Genomic DNA, 17,269 nt, shown 5'->3' with positions numbered 1-17,269 from the left:
TCGGTCACTCGTTCTCCTGTTGCTCGCCTGGCGCCGAGGCGACACCGGAATCACGGCGCGACAGAGTGAGCAGCGCGCCGAGTTCGATTTTACCCAGTTCGCGCGACTTTCCTGCCGGGAGCGTTCCCAGGTGGAGCGGCCCGAACTGACGACGTACCAGTTCGGTGACCGGGTGGCCCACCGCGGCCATCATGCGACGCACGATGCGGTTGCGGCCGGAGTGCAGCGTGAGCTCGACGAGACTCGATCCGCGCGAGGTGTCGAGGAGGCGGGCCTTGTCGGCGCGGATGTGCCCGTCCTCGAGGTCGAACCCGGCCGTCAGCTTCGCGATGGTCTGCGCCGTGACGGTGCCCTCGACCTTGGCGATGTACACCTTGGTGACACCGAACGACGGGTGGGCGAGCACGTGCGCGAGCTCCCCGTCGTTCGTGAGGATCAGCAGACCGCTGGTCTCCGCGTCCAGGCGTCCGACGTTGTAGAGGCGCTCCTCGTACTGGTCGGTGAACCGACGCAGGTCGGGACGACCGCTCTCGTCGCGCATGCTGCTGACGACGCCGGTGGGCTTGTTGAGCATGACGTAGCGCTTCGAGACGTCGAGCTGGATCGCCGTGCCGTCGACGTCGACCAGATCTGTCTCGGGGTCGATGCGGCGTCCGAGCTCGCTCACGACCTCGCCGTTCACGCGGATGCGACCCGCGACGATGTACTCCTCGACGACACGACGGGAGGCCACACCGGCCGCGGCCAGCACCTTCTGCAGGCGGACGCCCTGCGGCGCTTCGGAATCGGTCATCGGATGGTCCCTTCGTCGAACCCATCGGCACCGTCGTCGAGCAACGGAGAGATGGGGGGCAACTCGTCGAGCGAGTTGATTCCGAGATGCTGGAGCAGCGCCTCGGTCGTGCCGTAGTTGATGGCGCCGGTCTCGGAATCGGCGAACAGTTCGGTGATCAGGCCACGGGCGAGCAGCGTGCGCACGACCGAGTCGACGTTCACCGCGCGGATCGATGCCACTTGGCTGCGAGTGACGGGCTGCTTGTAGGCGATCACGGCGAGGGTCTCGAGCGCGGCCTGCGACAGTCGCGCCGGCGCCTGCCCGCCGACGAACTCGGCGATCAGGTCATCATGGTCCTCGCGCACGTAGAGGCGCCAGCCCCCACCGACCTCGCGCAACTCGAAGCCGCGCCGGGGCCCCTGTCCGCGGCCGTCGTAGTCGTCGACCAGCGTCTCGAGCGACTGCCGAACGGCCGGCACGGGCGACCCGACCGCGGCGGCGAGGGCCACGAGTCCGATCGGCTCGTCGATGATGAGCAGGATCGCCTCGATGCGCTCCGTCAGGGGCGTCGACGGCGTCTGCTCGGTCTCGGTGCCACTCGCGGTCTCGGGGCGGCTCACGGTCTCGGCGGCGGTCACGTCATCGGTCATAGTCGGCCCCCAGGCTCGCGAGTGTCTCGTCCGACCAGGAGTCGGCGGCCCAGCGCAGCGTCAGCTCGCCGAGCGGTTCCAGTTGTTCGAAGGAGAGTGCCGCGTGCCGATAGAGCTCGAGCACCGAGATGAACCGGGCGACCACGATGCCGGGTTCGCTGACCCCCGCCACGAGCTCGCGGAAGCTCAGCGACTCGGTGCCGCGGAGGAGCGTCACGACGATCGCCGCCTGCTCGCGGATGCTCACCAGCGGCGCATGCAGATGATCGAGGCCGACGTGCGGGATCTCCTTCGGCGCGAACGCGAGGAGCGCGAGCGCGGCGAAGTCGTCGGCGGTGAGCGACCACACGAGCTCGGGCGTCTTGCGACGGTGCTTCTCATCGAGCCGCACCGCGCGCACGTGCCGACGGTCCTCCCGCTGGAGGCAGCGCGAGAACCAGGCCGACACCTCCTTGAAGGCGCGGTACTGCAGCAGACGTGCGAAGAGCAGGTCGCGAGCCTCGAGCAACGCCACGGCCTCGGCATCCACCAGTTCGCCCTGCGGCAGCAGCCCCGCCACCTTCATGTCGAGGAGCGTCGCCGCGACCACGAGGAACTCGGAGGCCTGGTCGAGCTCCTCATCGCCGTCGAGGTCGCGCAGGTAGGCGATGAACTCATTGGTCACCGCGCTCAGCGAGACCTCGGTGATGTCCATCTCGTGCTTGGAGATGAGGTTCAGGAGCAGGTCGAACGGTCCATCGAAGTTCGACAGCGAGACGCGGAATCCGGGATCCGATGCCGACTGCTGCTCGATGAGAGCGGCGTCGGTTTCGGGCGCGAGTGAAGCGCCTTCCGGCGCAGGGGCGGTGCCGTCGGGCGCGAGGGTGGCGTCGTACTCGGAATCAGGCGACGGCGCCACGGGCGACCAGCTCCCGCGCCAGTCGCAGATACGCCTGTGCGGCGGCGTGCTCCGGCGCGAACTCGGTGATGGGGACACCCGACACCGATGCATCGGGGAACTTCACGGTGCGACCGATCACGGTCTCGAGCACGTCGTCGCCGAACGCCTCGACGACGCGTTCGAGCACCTCGCGCGAGTGCAGGGTGCGCGGGTCGTACATCGTCGCGAGCAGGCCGTCCATCGTGATCGAGGGGTTGAGCCGATCGCGCACCTTGTCGATCGTCTCGATCAGGAGCGCGACACCGCGCAGCGCGAAGAACTCGCACTCGAGCGGGATGATCACGCCATGCGCCGCGGTGAGAGCGTTCACCGTCAGCAGGCCGAGCGACGGCTGGCAGTCGATGAGGATGACGTCGTATTCCCCCGCGACCTGGCGGAGCACCCGGGCGAGGATCGTCTCGCGGGCGACCTCGTTCACGAGGTGCACCTCGGCGGCGGACAGATCGATGTTCGCGGGCAGGACGTCGAGGTTCTCGACGCTGGAGTGGACGATCGCGTCGTTCGCGTCGCGCTTGGTGTCGAGCAGCAGGTCGTAGATCGTCGGCACGTCGTGCGTCTGGATGCCCAGGCCTGCGGAGAGGGCGCCCTGCGGGTCGAAGTCGACCGCGAGCACCTTGCGCCCGTACTCGGCGAGGGCTGCGGCGAGGTTGATGGTCGTCGTCGTCTTACCGACGCCACCCTTCTGGTTGCACAGCGCGATGATCCTCGCGGGACCGTGGGAGCTCAACGGTTCGGGTGTGTCGAACCCGTGATAGGGCCGTCCGGTGGGTCCCATGGGTGTCTCGTCGACCTTCTTGGCCGTCGCCCTGGACTTCGCCGCTTTCTCCGCCACCGGTTCTCCTGCTCCTTCGTGCTTGCTCGATTCTAGCGGTCGCCCTCTCCCTCACACGCCGCGCAACGCGGCGACCGGCTCGATGCGTGCGGCGCGCCGTGCCGGATACCAGCCCGATCCCCATCCCACCAGCGCCCCCAGGAAGATCCCGGCGACGGCGATCAGCGGGTCGGTGACCGGCGACCACCCCTGGACGGCCGCGACCACGATCACCGCGACGACCCCGAGGGCGGAGCCGATGATCCCCCCGATGAAGCCGATCACGATCGACTCGACCATGAACTGCCCGCCGATCTGGCGGCGCGTCGCGCCCAGCGCCCGACGGAGACCGATCTCACCGACGCGCTCCATGACCGAGAGCAGGGTGACGTTCGCGATCCCGAGCCCACCGGCGAGAAGCGCGATGATCCCGAGGATGAGGAAGACGACGTTCACATCGGCCTGCACGTTCTGGCTGAGGTCGGAGGATGCCGCCGGCGCGCGCGCGTCCAGTGATTCCGGGTCGTCGGGCTGGAGCGCGAGCACCGACTGCTCGGCGACCTGAGGCCCCGCACCGACGACGATGTGGATCGCCAGTTCCGACGGCGCGGCCAATCCGAAGTCCGCGCGTGCCGCTCCCTGCGGGATGATCACCCCGTCGACGAACTCGGAGCGCCTCTCCATCCCGTCGATGATGCCGATGACGGAATACGACACGCCGGCGATGAAGATCGACGGCTGGGAATCGACACGATTGATCCCCATCCGCTCCGCGGCGCGCTGGCCGAGAACCGCCACGCGATCACCCCGCTCGTCGTGACCGTCGTCGAAGAAGCGTCCCGTCACGAGTTCCCCGTCGACGGCATCCGGCAGGTCCTGGGTCGTCGCGAACAGCTTCGGCGAGGCCGTGATCGGGGCCGAGGGATCGTTCACCGGCACGGCCGTGATCGTCTCGCCGTCGGCGAGTTCGACGTCGGCGATGAGAGCCGCGCTGTCGACACCGGCGAGGAGTTTCACGCGCTCCGGGGCGTCCCAGGGCAGTCGTCCGGCAGCGACGGTCGTGTTCTCCCGGCCGGACTGCGCCTTCGCCGGCGTGACGACGACCTGGGTCGCTGCGACTCCGTCGAACTGCGCGGCGATCTGCGCCGCCGCCGTCTGGGCGAACCCGAGCGTCGCGACCAGCGAGGCGATGCCGAGCACGGTTCCGAGGATCGTCATCACCAGACGGGCGGGCCTCGATCCGATATCGGCCGTCGCCTCGGCGACCAGGTCCTGGAACGTGAACCGATCGGCATGCTTCACCGACGGCAGGAGCGCCGTCGCCGCGTTCTCGGGCGCCGCGTTCTCGGGGGCTGCGCTCTCGGACGCGGAGTTCTCGGCTGTCGTGCCCTCGGCCGGAACGTTCGTCGACCCGGCATCTCTGCGTCGACGCCGGAGCAGGCGCATCACAGCTCGCTCAATCGGCCGTCGGAGATGCGGATGCTCCGCCCGGCGCGGCGCGCGACCGCATCGTCATGCGTGATGACGATGAGAGTGAGCCCGTCCGCGTTGAGCTCCTCGAAGAGTTCCATGACCTCGCCGGAAGTGCGCTGGTCGAGGTTGCCCGTCGGCTCATCGGCCAGCAGCAGCTGGGGTCCGCTGACGACCGCGCGCGCAACGGCGACGCGCTGCCGCTCGCCGCCGGACAGCGAGTTCGGGAAGAAGTCGATGCGGTGTCCGAGGCCCACCCGGGAGAGCGCCTCGCGCGCCCGGTCCTCGCGTTCGCGCCGCGGCACACCGCTGTAGAGCATGGGCATGAGCACGTTGTCGAGCACGCTGCGTCGAGGAAGCAGATGGAACGATTGGAAGACGAAGCCGATGAATCGGGCTCGCACCGCCGCACGCTCGTCGTCCGACAGGTCTCCCGTGAGCGATCCTGCCAGCCGATACTCCCCGACGCTGGGCCGGTCGAGCAGCCCGAGCAGGTTGAGCATGGTCGACTTGCCGGATCCGCTGGGTCCGACGATCGAGATGTAGTCGCCCGCCGCCACACTCAGCGTGGCCGCTTTCAACGCCTGGACCTCGGGCGGCCCGGGGAACGAACGCGTCACGTCACGGAGCTCGACCAGCGGCGGCGCGGCCGTCACCGGCCCACCACCACGAGATCGCCCTCGTCGAGTTCACCATCGACCGGGGTCACCTCGACGGCCCCCTTGGCCGCCAGACCGGGCTCGACGACGACGAGGCGTGTCGTGGCGTCCTCGCCCTCTCGGGGATCGGACTCGACCACCTCGACGCGCGACTCACCCCCGGGGCCGGCGGTGAGTGCCGCGAGCGGCACCGAGAGAACGTCGCCATCCGTGGCTCCGACCGCGATCTTGACCCGGACGTTGCTTCCCTGGAGCTGGCTGATCTGCTCGGGCGTGAGCGGGTCCGGTTCGAGGATCACCGACCACCGAGCACTGCTGTCCTTGCCCTCCTTGAGCGTCGCGATCACTGCACGGTGCTCGGTACCGTCCGGCAGCTCGAACGCCGCCTCGGCTCCCGCCTCCAGCAGACGGGCATCGGCCTCGGCTGCAGCCCCGGTGAGACGAACGGTCGCGCCCGACACGGTCATCGCTGCGCCCTCGACGATCGAGCCGCGCTGCACGTTCACCGCGTCCACACGACGCGGAAGTTCGGTGAGGTACAGCACCTCGCTGGCAGGCAGGAAGGGAAGCGCCTTCTGACGCGCCTCCTCGAGCGCCTCGTTGGCCGAGGTCACCGCGGCGCGCGCGCTCTCCAGAGCGGATGCTTCACTGCTCGTGTCCCGCGGCGCCCAGATCGCATCCCGTTCGAGGTTCGCCGTGTGCAGGGCGCGCTCCGCGGCAGGGACTCCTTCGCCGGCGGCGCGCGCGGCGTCGAGCGCCTCCACGGCCGTCTGCACCGCGACGTCCGCCTGGAAGGCTTCGACCGGGGTCGGGCCCGCTCCCGCGGCGGTCAGCGCCTTCTCGGCGTCAGCGACTCCGGACTGCGCGGAACGGACGGCCTCTTCGGCGGACCGCACGCCATCGGCGGTCCCCTCCTCGGATTCCGGCACCGGGTACCCGGCCTGCGCGTAGAGCTGCGCGATCCCCTCGGCGGTGGCCTGGTCGAACATGTTGGAATTCACGTCGCCGGCGCCGATGCCGACGCTCGCGAGCGCCTGCTTCAGCTGCAGAACATCCGGACCCGAGACGCCGAAACGCAGGGTGCGATACGCCGGAAGTTCTCCGGGCAGGACGATCACCGGGCGTCCGACGATCTCGAGCGCGACCGACAGCGGTTCGAGCGTGGCACCCACCTCCGGCGTCTTCCCGGTGACGACGGCGCCGCCGGTGAGCGTCGAGGTATCGATCTTGACGTCGACGGCATCCGCGTATCCGACGTCCGCCCGCAGGGTGACGTCGTTGCTCAACGGACCGAACTCCACCGGAGCGGTCACGAGACCGGGCTCGGGCGCATCCGCGCTCGACGCATCGGGCGAGAGCAGGAAGCGCCCGACCAGCAGCCCGGCCACCAGGCAGACCACCGCCCCGAGCGCCACGATCCAGAGGGTGCGGTTGCCGCGGAGCACGCGGCCCCACCCGCTCACCCGCGAAGTGTTCGTCGTTCCCGCGACGTCGTCGGCGGTGCCGTCCGCGGAATCCGCGCTCGCACCGTCGGGACCGTCGATCAGGTCGGTGAACGTCGTCGTCTCCCCCGTGGCAGAGTTCTCCCCCGCCCCGGCGTCGCTTCCCTCTGCGGGGATCTGAGTCGTCGGGGTCTCGTCGTCGCGCATCACTTGCTCTGCTCGGCGGCGGCCTTGAAGGCGTCGAGGTCGGCCTTGTTGGCGGCGATGAACTTCTCTTCCAGTGCGAACTGGATCTCCATCGACTTCTTCGTGAACGACGTCTTCTCGCGGCACTCGAGATCGACGAGGGCGAGGGCGATCTCCCGCTCACCCAGTTCCTTCATCTCCGGGCTCTCGCTCGGGTCGACGAAATCGGGCGAATCGAGGTCGACCTGCTCGGAGCCGTCACCGTAGGCCGCGTCGTACAGCGCGTTCTGATCGTCGATGATCGACTGACCGGCATCCATCTGCTTCTCGAATCCGGGCTCGCCCTTGTCGGCCATGCAAGAGGCCCACTCCGCGTTCAGATCGACGAGCTCGGGTGCGTCCTGCGACGTCGTCCACAGCTCTTCCATGTTGGCGCGCAGCTCGGCGAACTCCTCGGCCTGCCACGGGTCATCGCCCTCGAGCTCGTGCTGCGCCCAGCCCTGGCATCCGGCCGTCTCCCAGTTGTACTCGTAGCTGCCGTCCTCCGACATCTCGGACTCCTCCTGCGGCGGGCCGTACAGCACCTCGTAGAACGCCGTCTGCTCGGACTCCGAGAGCGACGAGACGTAGTCCGCGTTCGGGTCGACGTACTCCTGGTCGGTGGGGCCCTCGTCCTGCTGCTCGGCGAACGGGCTGTTGACGTAGCCGTAGCCGTACTTCTCGACCCATTCCCGCTTGTCCGGCTCCCACTCGCCGCCGTCGCTGGTCATCACGCCGCCGCTGCTGGTGTTCGGGACGTACTCGAATCCCTCCTCCGACATGCACTCCGAGATCAGTTCCTCGACCTTGACCTGCTGCTCGTCGAACTTCTTCTGCTGCTCCTCGGGCGAGAGGTCGCTGCCCCATGCCGCGGCGAGGTACTCGTTCAGGGGCGAGTCCTCGTAGGACAGCTCGTCGGAGGACGCGCCTCCGCAGCCCGAGAGGACGAGCACCATGGCGGTCGCCGCGAGCGCGGCGAGAGGAACGGTGGAACGCATGTCAAGACTCCTTTGTGCGACCGACGATGGCCGGAAGTATCCACAGTAGAGAGTGAGGCGAGATTCTCGCGTCCGCCGAAAGGATGACTTGACGCTTTTCTGCTCTCCGTGCATCGCACGTTGGAGCGGCCTCGGGGCGCCGCTGCGAGGTGTGCTCCGCGTCAGCGGGCGCGCGGGTGCGAGGTCGCGTAGATGTCGCGGAGGGTGTCGACAGAGACGTGCGTGTAGATCTGGGTGGTCGCCACGGAGGCGTGCCCGAGGAGTTCCTGCACGACGCGCACATCCGCTCCGCCCTGGAGGAGGTGCGTGGCGAACGAGTGGCGCAGCGTGTGCGGCGAGACCTCGGCGGTGATCTGCGCACGCTCGGCGGCCGAACGGATCACCAGCCAGGCGCTCTGCCGCGAGAGCGGCGCCCCCCGCGCTCCGAGGAAGAGGCGCGCCGATGCCCGCCCCTTCGTAGCGAGCCCCGGACGCACCCGAGTGAGATAGGCGTCAACGGCGTCGCGGGCGAACGACCCGATGGGAACGATGCGCTCCTTCGACCCCTTGCCGCGCAGACGCAGCACATCGCCGTGGGCCAGGTCGTCGACGTCGAGTCCGACCGCCTCCGACACGCGCGCACCGGTCGCGTAGAGCAGCTCGAGAAGCGCACGGTCGCGGATCCCGATCGGCTCCTCCGACGGGGGCGCCTGGAGCAACCTCTCGACCTGGTCGATCGTCAGCGCCTTCGGCAGTCTCCGCGGGGCTTTCGGCGGCCGCAGGCGCCCGCTCGGATCGTCCTGTTCGATACCCTCGCGGGCAACGTACCGGTGCCATCCGCGCACGGACGACTGCAGTCGCGCGAGGCTGGTCGCGGCAGGCGGCGGCACCTCCGAGGAGCGCTCCTCGATGAACCGGCCGATCACCTGGGCCGTGACCTCGGAGGTGTCCGTGACACCTTGCTCCGACAACCAGGCGATGTATCCGTCAAGGTCCCGCCGGTACGCGGAGACCGTGTGGTTGCTCAAGCCGCGCTCGATCGTGACGTGACGCAGATAAGAGTCGAGGGCGCGCGCGAGCAGCATCCTCAGCCCCGGTCGCGCAGCCTCAGCGTCGCCGCCATCACGCCCAGGCTCAGGATGCCGTTGCGCATGCGCCCGGCGAGCACCGCGTCGACGGCATCCGCCAGAGGAACCCACTCGACTCGGATGTCGGCCTCTTCGTCTTCTCTCGCATGCGGAGTCTCGGCATCCGAGAGTCCCGTCGCGAGGAAGATGTGGATGAGCTCGTCGTTTCCGCCTGGAGTCGTCCACGAGGCGACGAGCGGCACCCACTGGGAAGCGGTGAGGTCGGCCTCTTCGGCGAGCTCTCGGCGAGCCGCTTCCAGCGGCTCCTCCCCCGGCACGTCGAGGAGCCCGGCGGGCAGCTCCCAGTCACGGTGACGGATCGGATGCCGGTACTGCTGGATGAGCAGCACGCGCTCGTCGTCGTCGAGCGCGAGGATCGCCACCGCACCGGTGTGAGCGACGTACTGGCGACGGATCTCACCGTCGCCGTAACGCACCCGGTCGTCGCGGACGTCCCACACGGCGCCCTCGAACGCGAGGTCGCTCTGCAGGACCTCGGGTTCGAAGGGCTCGTCGTGGAGATCGCCCGCGTCGACGTGAGTCTCAGGCATCGGCGGCCGCGTCGACATCGAACAGCTCGCTCGCGCGGTGGCGATCGATGGCTGCGCCGACGAGACCGCGGAACAGCGGGTGCGGGTCGGTCGGGCGCGAACGCAGCTCGGGGTGAGCCTGGGTGGCGATGTAGTACGGGTGCACGTCGCGCGGCAGCTCGACGTACTCGACCAGGTCGAGTTCGGGGTTCAGACCCGAGAAGACCAGGCCGGCGTCGGACAGACGACCGCGGTAGGCGTTGTTCACTTCGTAGCGGTGACGGTGACGCTCGGATGCCTGCGGCGCGCCGTACACCTCGCGTGCGAGCGACCCCTCGGCGAGAGCCGCCTGGTAGAGGCCCAGACGCATCGTGCCGCCCAGGTCGCCGCCGTCGAGGATCTCGACCTGCTCCGCCATCGTCGCGATGACCGGCTCGGAGGTCTCGGGGTCGAACTCGCTCGAGGACGCACCCTCGATGCCGGCGACGTGGCGAGCGTACTCGATGACCATGCACTGCAGCCCGAGGCACAGGCCCAGGGTCGGGATGCCCTGCTCACGGGCGAAACGCAGGGCGCCGAGCTTGCCCTCGATGCCGCGGATGCCGAAGCCGCCGGGAACGCAGATGCCGTCCAGCTGCGACAGCTGCTCCTGCGCACCCTCGGGCGTCTCGCAGAGATCGGAGGGGATCCAGCGGATGGTGACCTTCGTCTCCTGCGCGAAGCCGCCCGCCTTCAGCGCCTCGGTGACCGAGAGGTACGCGTCGGGCAGGTCGATGTACTTGCCGACGAGCCCGATCGTGACCTCGTGCTTGGGGTTGTGGACCGCGTGCAGCACCTTGTTCCAGCGCGTCCAGTCGACATCGGCCGCCTTGGCGTCGAGTCCGAGGCGGCGCACGATGTAGGAGTCGAGGCCCTGGTCGTTGAGCGTGGACGGGATGTCGTAGATGCTCGGCAGGTCGACGGTGTTGATGACACCCTCGACGTCGACGTCGCACATGAGGGCGATCTTGTTGCGGTTGCTCTCGCTCACCGGGCGGTCGCTGCGGAGCACGAGCGCGTCGGGCTGGATGCCGACCTGGCGGAGGGCCGCGACCGAGTGCTGGGTCGGCTTGGTCTTCTGCTCACCCGAGGCTCCCATGAACGGGACCAGGGAGACGTGCACGAAGAAGACGCTGTCGCGACCGAGTTCGTGGCGCAGCTGGCGGGCCGCCTCGAGGAAAGGCTGCGACTCGATGTCGCCCACGGTGCCGCCGACCTCGGTGATGATGACGTCGGGGCGCGGGTCCTCCGACGCCTGCAGACGCATGCGGCGCTTGATCTCGTCGGTGATGTGCGGGATGACCTGGACGGTGTCGCCGAGGTACTCCCCCCGGCGCTCACGGGCGATGACCTGCGAGTAGATCTGGCCGGTCGTGACGTTCGCGGCCTGCGACAGGTTGATGTCGAGGAAACGCTCGTAGTGGCCGATGTCGAGGTCGGTCTCGGCGCCGTCGTCGGTGACGAAGACCTCGCCGTGCTGGAACGGGTTCATCGTTCCCGGATCGACATTGAGATACGGGTCGAGCTTCTGCATCACGACGCGCATTCCGCGAGCCGTGAGCAGGTTTCCCAGGCTCGCTGCGGTGAGCCCCTTACCCAAAGACGAAACGACACCGCCCGTCACAAAAATGTGCTTGGTGGTGTCGTTGTTGGGTCCCGCAGAAGAAGAGTTCATCACGGGCTTCTATCCTAACAGTTCGTTCAGCGACCGAGGCTGAGTAGTTCACGGGCGTGGGTCAGTGCGGCGTCGGAATCGGCGAGTCCGGAGAGCAGACGAGCCATCTCCGCCTCTCGATCCGCACCGTCGAGCCGCCTCACATTCGAGGCGGTGACTGCTCCGTCGTTGGACTTCACGACGGACAGGTGGTTCGTGGCGAACGCGGCGACCTGCGCGAGGTGCGTCACCGCGATCACCTGCGACTTCTCTGCAAGCCGGGCGAGTCGCCGCCCGACCTCGATCGCCGCTGCGCCGCCGATGCCGGCATCGACCTCGTCGAAGACGAAGGTCGGCACGGGATCGGTCGCGGCGATGACGACCTCGATCGCCAGCATCACGCGGGAGAGCTCTCCTCCCGAGGCCCCCTTGGCGACGGAGCGCGGTTCGGCGCCGGGATGCGGGGCGAGCAGGATGGCGACGTCGTCACGACCATGGGTGCTCTCGGATCCCGTCGATACCGCGACGGAGAGACGCGCATCCGGCATCGCCAGCGCATGCAGCTCGTCGGTCACGGCGGCGCCCAGACGTTCCGCCGCCTCGGTGCGCGCCGCGGTCAGACGATCCGCCGCGACATCGAGCTCTTCGCGAGCGGCGTCGCGTTCGGCGAGCAGCCGCTCGAGGCGGTCGTCATCGTCGTCGAGCTCGGCCAGCCGGGCCGAGCCCGTCTGCCACACCTCGAGCGCCTCATCGAGGGAGCCGTGCGCACGGATCAGGGTGCCGAGGGCGGCACGCCGCTCTTCGACGGCCGCGAGCTCGTGCGGACCGGACTCGTCGAGGTCGGCCAGGTACGCGGAGAGGAGACCGGCGACATCGGTCAGGCGGTAACCGATGTCGGCGAGGCTCTCGGAGATCGCCGACAGCTTGGCATCGGTCACCCGCTCGAGCACGCGTCGTGCCTCGGCCACCAGAGCAGAGGCGTCGGGCTCCCCCTCTTCGTTCGAGAGCGCCCCATGAGCGACGGATGCCGCGAGCCGGAGTTCTTCGGAATTCGCGAGGCGCTCCGCCCGTTCGGCGAGTTCCTCGTCTTCCCCCGCCTCGGGCGCCGTCGCCTCGATCAGGGCGAGCGCCTCCCTCAACCGGGTCGCCTCGTCGGCGCGGCGGTCGCGATTCTCGCTGATATCGGAGATCTCGGCATCCAACGCCCGCCAACGCTCGAACGCAATGACGTAGGCCTGGAGTGCGGATGCGATCGGCGCTCCACCGAAGCGGTCGAGGGCGTCGCGTTGAGCGGCCGCGGATCGCAGCCGCAGCTGCTCGGACTGGCCGTGGACCACGACGAGCTCGTCGGCGAGTGCCGAGAGCACGCCCGCCGGGGCCGCTCGTCCGCCGACGCTTGCGCGGCTGCGCCCTTCGGCGCTCAGCGTGCGCGACACGTAGAGCTCGGAGCGACCTGCGCCGGCCGGTTCGAGTTCGCCACCGGCATCCGACACGATCTCCGAGACCGGTCCGGTCTCGGGCACGATCCATACGCCGGCGACGGATGCCTGGGCGGCCCCGGCGCGCACCGCGCCGGAATCAGCGCGCTGACCGAGCAGCAGCCCGAGGCCGGTGACGACCATGGTCTTTCCCGCACCGGTCTCGCCGGTGATCGCTGTGAAGCCGGGACCCAGCGGCAGCACGGCATCATCGATGACGCCGAGTCCCTGCATCCGCATCTCTTCGATCACGACGGCACCTCCTGCCCTCTCCATCCTTCGACCGGGAGCTGGAACTTGCGCACCAGGCGGTCCGTGAACGCGGTCGGGTGAAGACGAGCGAGTCGCACGGGCCGCGACGAGCGGCGCGCGACCACGCGCGCACCCGGCGGAAGTTCGTGGGATCGACGTCCGTCGCACCAGAGGATGCCGGAGCCGTCCGTACGCTCGAGCATCTCGATCGCGACGGCGGCGTCGGGGCTGACGACGAGAGGCTTGGCGAACAGCGCGTGTGCCGAGAGTGGCACGACGGCGATCGCTTCCACACTCGGCCAGATCACGGGACCGCCGGCCGAGAAGTTGTACGCGGTCGAGCCCGTGGGCGTGGAGATCACCATTCCGTCGCATCCGAAGCTCGACAGGGGGCGCCCGTCGATCTCGAGCACGACCTCGATCATGCGCTCACGGCTGGCCTTCTCGACCGTCGCCTCATTCAGCGCCCAGGTCTCGTAGACGACCGCGCCATCCGCATCCTTGACGCGCACCGAGAGGGCCAGACGCTCTTCGACCTCGTAGTCGCGAGCGATCACGCGCCGCACGGCGTCGTCCATATCGTCACGGTCGATCTCGGCGAGGAAGCCCACGTGGCCCATGTTGATGCCGAGGACCGGCGCCCCGGTCTCTCGCACGAGCTCGGCCGCCCGCAGTATCGTGCCGTCCCCGCCGAGCACGATCGCGAGCTCGAGAGTTCCGGGATCGACGGTGGTGCCCAGCTCGGCGACGTCGGCGAAGAACGCGTCGACCGCGGCGAGCTCGGAGCGGTCGTCCGACGCCAGCACAGGTCGCGCGCCCGCACCGCGCAGGGATTCGATCACCCGCCGTGCAGCCGCGACCGTGTCGGCGCGACCGGCGTGGGCGACGACCAGGATGCTGCGCTCGTTCATCGTCCTCCTGCCAAAGCGTTGATGCGATCCAACCATTCTGTCGGATTGCTACCGCGCCCCGGCGCGAGATGGACGAGGTATTCGGAGTTGCCGTGTGTTCCGAGAATCGGGGAGGGAAGGATGCCCAGCATCCCGAGCCCAGCGTCCCACGCGCTCCACACGGTTCGCGCCACGGCATCGGCGCGGGTCGCCGGATCGGTGACGAGTCCACCGCGCACCGCGGTGCGGCCCACTTCGAACTGCGGCTTCACCAGGAGGACGATGTCTGCCGTCGGGGCTGCGACTCCCGCGACGGCCAGGAGCACGAGCTCGAGGGAGATGAACGAGAGATCACCGACGATGACATCGGGCAGCGCCTGCTCCCCGGTCGCCTCCGCGAGATTCCCGGGGGTCATGTGGCGGACGTTGTACCCCTCGACCGGGACGACACCGGCGTCCGCCGCGATCGACGGCGCGAGCTGTCCGTGACCGACGTCGACCGCGAGGACTCGACGAGCACCGCGCTCACGGAGCACCTGGGTGAAGCCGCCGGTGGATGCCCCCATGTCAAGGGCGAGACGCCCATCGACGCCGACATCGAAGCCGTCGAGCGCGGCGATCAGCTTGTGCGCGGCCCGACCGACATAGTGATCGGCGCCTGCGATCGAGATCTCGGAGGAGTCCGTCACCGCGGTGGACGCTTTGACGACGGGCGTGCCGTCGACCGACACGAGTCCTTCGGCGATCAGAGTGGCGGCGTGCGTGCGCGAACGAGCGAGTCCCCGCGCGGCGAGGGCGGCATCGAGGCGCGTCATCGTTTCGGCGTCTCCCGGGGGTCGAGTTTCGCCCCGCTCTCGAGGCGTCGGGCGAGGTCGTCGTGCAACGCCGAGTAGGCGTCGGCGCGCGCGGGCAACGGCTGTCCTTCGATCAGACGCAGCCGGCTCCACAGACCGTCGGTCGGGGTGCTCGTCTTATCTTCGCTCACGGATTCCACTGTACGCGGCGCCTCGGACAGCGGCGGTCGCCACGGCGCAGGCGACGAACCGGGCTCCGGTTGCGATCAGGGACGGTGGAACGGATCGTCGTAGAGGTGCTCGGGCACCCTCAGGACGAACACCGGGGTTCCGGACGCCCAGATCGCTGCTGCTCCCGCCCGGAGCAGATCGATCTGCTCCCCCTCGTCGGCGACGATCTCGACATCGGCGCCGTGCACGCGCACCGCGGCCCCGTTCACGTGGAAGACGCCGTCGCGCTCGACGGTCGCAGGGTACGGCTGGTGCAGCTCCCGAAGGTCGCTCACGATGAACGTCGGGCGCGATCCCTCTGGGGCCGCCAGAACATGCTTCGGACGGTCGATGCCGGTCAACACGAGCACGGAGTCGATGCCGACGCGATTGGCTCCCATGATGTCGGTATCGAGCCGATCACCGATGAAGAGCGCCTTCTTCGCGTCGAAGCGCGCGATGGCCTCGTCGAAGATCGGCGTCTCGGGCTTTCCGGCCACGGTCGCGAGCCGACCGACCGCCGTGTGCACTGCCGAGACGAGCGTGCCGTTGCCCGGGGCGACGCCCCTCTCACGCGGGATCGTCCAGTCGGTGTTGGTGGCGATCCAGGGGATGCCACCCTCGTCCTCCGGCAGCTGCAAGGCGAAGGATGCTTCGGCGAGATCCGTCCAGGCCACCTCGGGTGCGAAGCCCTGCACGACGGCCTGCGGAGAGTCCTGCGCGCTGCGGGTGACGGTGTATCCGGCTTTCTGCAGCTCGTCGACGAGGCCGTCTCCCCCGACGACCAGAATCGTGGCGGGAGCGGGGACGATATCGGCCAGAAGCCGCATCGCCGCCTGAGGGCTGGTGACCACGTCGTGCGGCGCGACCTCGAGACCGAGGCTGGTCAAGTGGGCAGCGACCGACGCATCCGTGCGGGACGCATTGTTGGTGATGTACCCGAGACGCACACGACGTGCCGCTTCGTTCAAACTGTCGACCGCGTACGGAAGGGCTCCGGGACCGGCGTAGACCACACCATCGAGGTCGGCCAGGACGGTGTCGACCCCGTCGAGCGGGGTCACTGCCGCGCGCTTCTTGGAGAACAGCGCCACTCAGGCCCCCGGCGTCTCGGAGTCGTCGTCAGACTCGCCGAGGAGCTGGCGCACCTCGTCGTCGACGGATGGCTCGGCGTCCACGGCATCCGACTCGGGAACCGAGTCTTCTGACGCTTCGGACTCCGAAGTCGCTTCGGCGGCGGTCTCGTCCTCCGTGTCGGCGTCTTCGGCGTCGTCATCGAAGTCGCCCTCGATGAGGCCGTCCTCGATGAAGATCTCCTCGTCGCCTGCCTCGTCGATACCGAGTGCTTCGGCGGCGACCTCCGCGCGGTGCGCCCAGAACGCCGCCTCGTCGTCACGACCGAGATCCTCGAGCACAGCGGCGCGGGCGGCGAAGAGTGCCGGGCTCCACTCGAAGGCGCGATCGGGGTCGAGTTCGGGAATCTCGAGTTCACCGAGAGCGAGCTCGAGGTCGCCCTGGTCGAGACGAGCACCCGACATCGCGATCGCCAGCGCGACCCGCACGGGAGTCGCCAGCGTGGAACGGTCGACGGAGCGTCCGGTCTCGAGCGCACGGTCGGGACGACCGATGCCGCGCTCGCTGTCGACCATGAGCGCGATCTGGTCGTCCTTTCCGGAGATGCGACGGAAGGTGCGAAGCTCGCGCAGTGCCAGGGCGAAGTCCGCGGTCGCGTAGGCCGTGATCCCAAGGGTTTCACGAACGATCGCGATACGTCCGGCGCTCCGCGACGCGGCAAGAGCGTGCTCGTGTGCCAGCGCGGGGTCTTCGTCGATGAGTCGCGACGCCATCGCGAGATGACGCGCGACGTGCTCGGCGTTCTCCTTGCTCAGCGTCTTGAGCTCATTGCGCGCGGCGCCGTTGAGATCGCGCGCGGTGACCTCTTCGGGAATCTGCGGCTCGTCGAAGCGAGGACGCTCGTTCGTCGCCTGCACAGGACGCTCACGCCCCGCTCCCCCGCGCTGCGGGTAAGAGCGGCCGGCACCGGTGCCTTCGCGGCGGGGCGCGCGGTCGCGGTCGTATCCGCCTTCGCGACGGGGGGCACCGCCGTCGCGGTTGTACCCGCCTTCGCGACGGGGCGCAGCACCATCACGGTTGTAGCCACCTTCACGGCGCGGGGCACCACCGTCGCGGTTGTAGCCACCTTCACGGCGCGGGGCACCACCGTCGCGGTTGTACCCACCTTCACGGCGCGGGGCACCACCGTCGCGGTTGTACCCACCTTCACGGCGCGGGGCACCACCGTCGCGGTTGTACCCACCTTCACGGCGCGGGGCACCACCGTCGCGG

The 17,269-nt window shown here is 69.0% G+C and carries 16 protein-coding genes and 1 pseudogene; all 17 read right to left on the bottom strand.

Going from position 1 to position 17,269, the window contains the following annotated elements; translation table 11 throughout:
• Positions 1-4 precede the first annotated feature (4 nt).
• Entirely contained in the window at positions 5-793 is a 789-nt protein-coding gene (locus tag WFJ97_RS00085; protein WP_247622042.1) for a pseudouridine synthase, read from the bottom strand.
• Positions 790-1,425, bottom strand: coding sequence for an SMC-Scp complex subunit ScpB (gene scpB, locus WFJ97_RS00080; RefSeq protein ID WP_336640072.1), 636 nt, complete (start codon positions 1,423-1,425; stop codon positions 790-792). Before scpB ends, WFJ97_RS00085 begins: the two co-directional genes overlap by 4 nt.
• On the bottom strand, positions 1,415-2,323 hold the full coding sequence (locus WFJ97_RS00075) for a segregation and condensation protein A (protein ID WP_442928359.1): 909 nt from the start codon (positions 2,321-2,323) through the stop codon (positions 1,415-1,417). The genes scpB and WFJ97_RS00075 overlap by 11 nt, the downstream gene beginning before the upstream one ends.
• On the bottom strand, positions 2,307-3,140 hold the full coding sequence (locus WFJ97_RS00070) for a ParA family protein (protein ID WP_247624672.1): 834 nt from the start codon (positions 3,138-3,140) through the stop codon (positions 2,307-2,309). The genes WFJ97_RS00075 and WFJ97_RS00070 overlap by 17 nt, the downstream gene beginning before the upstream one ends.
• A gap of 108 nt (positions 3,141-3,248) precedes the next feature.
• The gene (locus tag WFJ97_RS00065; RefSeq protein ID WP_442928358.1) at positions 3,249-4,625 is read right to left on the bottom strand and encodes an ABC transporter permease; all 1,377 of its coding nucleotides are present in this window, start codon (positions 4,623-4,625) and stop codon (positions 3,249-3,251) included.
• Positions 4,622-5,302: an ABC transporter ATP-binding protein gene (locus WFJ97_RS00060; protein ID WP_336640070.1), complete on the bottom strand. Its 681-nt coding sequence runs from the start codon at positions 5,300-5,302 to the stop codon at positions 4,622-4,624. The genes WFJ97_RS00065 and WFJ97_RS00060 overlap by 4 nt, the downstream gene beginning before the upstream one ends.
• Positions 5,299-6,954 carry a hypothetical protein gene (locus WFJ97_RS00055; protein WP_336640069.1) on the bottom strand — a complete coding sequence of 552 codons (1,656 nt, stop codon included), beginning with the start codon at positions 6,952-6,954 and terminating at the stop codon, positions 5,299-5,301. The genes WFJ97_RS00060 and WFJ97_RS00055 overlap by 4 nt, the downstream gene beginning before the upstream one ends.
• On the bottom strand, positions 6,954-7,970 hold the full coding sequence (locus tag WFJ97_RS00050) for a hypothetical protein (RefSeq protein ID WP_336640068.1): 1,017 nt from the start codon (positions 7,968-7,970) through the stop codon (positions 6,954-6,956). Before WFJ97_RS00050 ends, WFJ97_RS00055 begins: the two co-directional genes overlap by 1 nt.
• 161 nt (positions 7,971-8,131) lie before the next feature.
• Positions 8,132-9,034 (bottom strand): site-specific tyrosine recombinase XerD, encoded by a 903-nt coding sequence (xerD, locus tag WFJ97_RS00045; protein ID WP_336640067.1) that lies wholly within the window; start codon positions 9,032-9,034, stop codon positions 8,132-8,134.
• A gap of 2 nt (positions 9,035-9,036) precedes the next feature.
• Entirely contained in the window at positions 9,037-9,627 is a 591-nt protein-coding gene (locus WFJ97_RS00040) for an NUDIX hydrolase (RefSeq protein ID WP_336640066.1), read from the bottom strand.
• On the bottom strand, positions 9,620-11,320 hold the full coding sequence (locus tag WFJ97_RS00035; RefSeq protein WP_336640065.1) for a CTP synthase: 1,701 nt from the start codon (positions 11,318-11,320) through the stop codon (positions 9,620-9,622). Before WFJ97_RS00035 ends, WFJ97_RS00040 begins: the two co-directional genes overlap by 8 nt.
• Before the next feature lie 26 nt (positions 11,321-11,346).
• A complete protein-coding gene (gene recN / locus WFJ97_RS00030; protein WP_336640064.1) occupies positions 11,347-13,029 on the bottom strand; it encodes a DNA repair protein RecN in 1,683 nt (560 codons plus the stop codon).
• Positions 13,026-13,940 carry an NAD kinase gene (locus tag WFJ97_RS00025; RefSeq protein ID WP_247622032.1) on the bottom strand — a complete coding sequence of 305 codons (915 nt, stop codon included), beginning with the start codon at positions 13,938-13,940 and terminating at the stop codon, positions 13,026-13,028. Before WFJ97_RS00025 ends, recN begins: the two co-directional genes overlap by 4 nt.
• Positions 13,937-14,734 (bottom strand): TlyA family RNA methyltransferase, encoded by a 798-nt coding sequence (locus WFJ97_RS00020; protein WP_336640063.1) that lies wholly within the window; start codon positions 14,732-14,734, stop codon positions 13,937-13,939. Before WFJ97_RS00020 ends, WFJ97_RS00025 begins: the two co-directional genes overlap by 4 nt.
• Complete coding sequence (locus WFJ97_RS00015) at positions 14,731-14,904, bottom strand: hypothetical protein (protein ID WP_336640062.1); 174 nt, start codon at positions 14,902-14,904, stop codon at positions 14,731-14,733. Before WFJ97_RS00015 ends, WFJ97_RS00020 begins: the two co-directional genes overlap by 4 nt.
• Before the next feature lie 75 nt (positions 14,905-14,979).
• Positions 14,980-16,017 carry an HAD-IIA family hydrolase gene (locus tag WFJ97_RS00010; protein WP_336640061.1) on the bottom strand — a complete coding sequence of 346 codons (1,038 nt, stop codon included), beginning with the start codon at positions 16,015-16,017 and terminating at the stop codon, positions 14,980-14,982.
• Positions 16,018-17,269 (bottom strand): annotated as a pseudogene (locus tag WFJ97_RS00005) (primosomal protein); the annotation flags it as partial.

It is taken from the genome of Microbacterium sp. USHLN272, assembly GCF_037149655.1.
Classification (GTDB): Bacteria; Actinomycetota; Actinomycetes; order Actinomycetales; family Microbacteriaceae; genus Microbacterium; species Microbacterium galbinum.
Note: the sequence above shows the minus strand (reverse complement) of the source record. Positions and strands in the feature narration are given on the sequence as shown.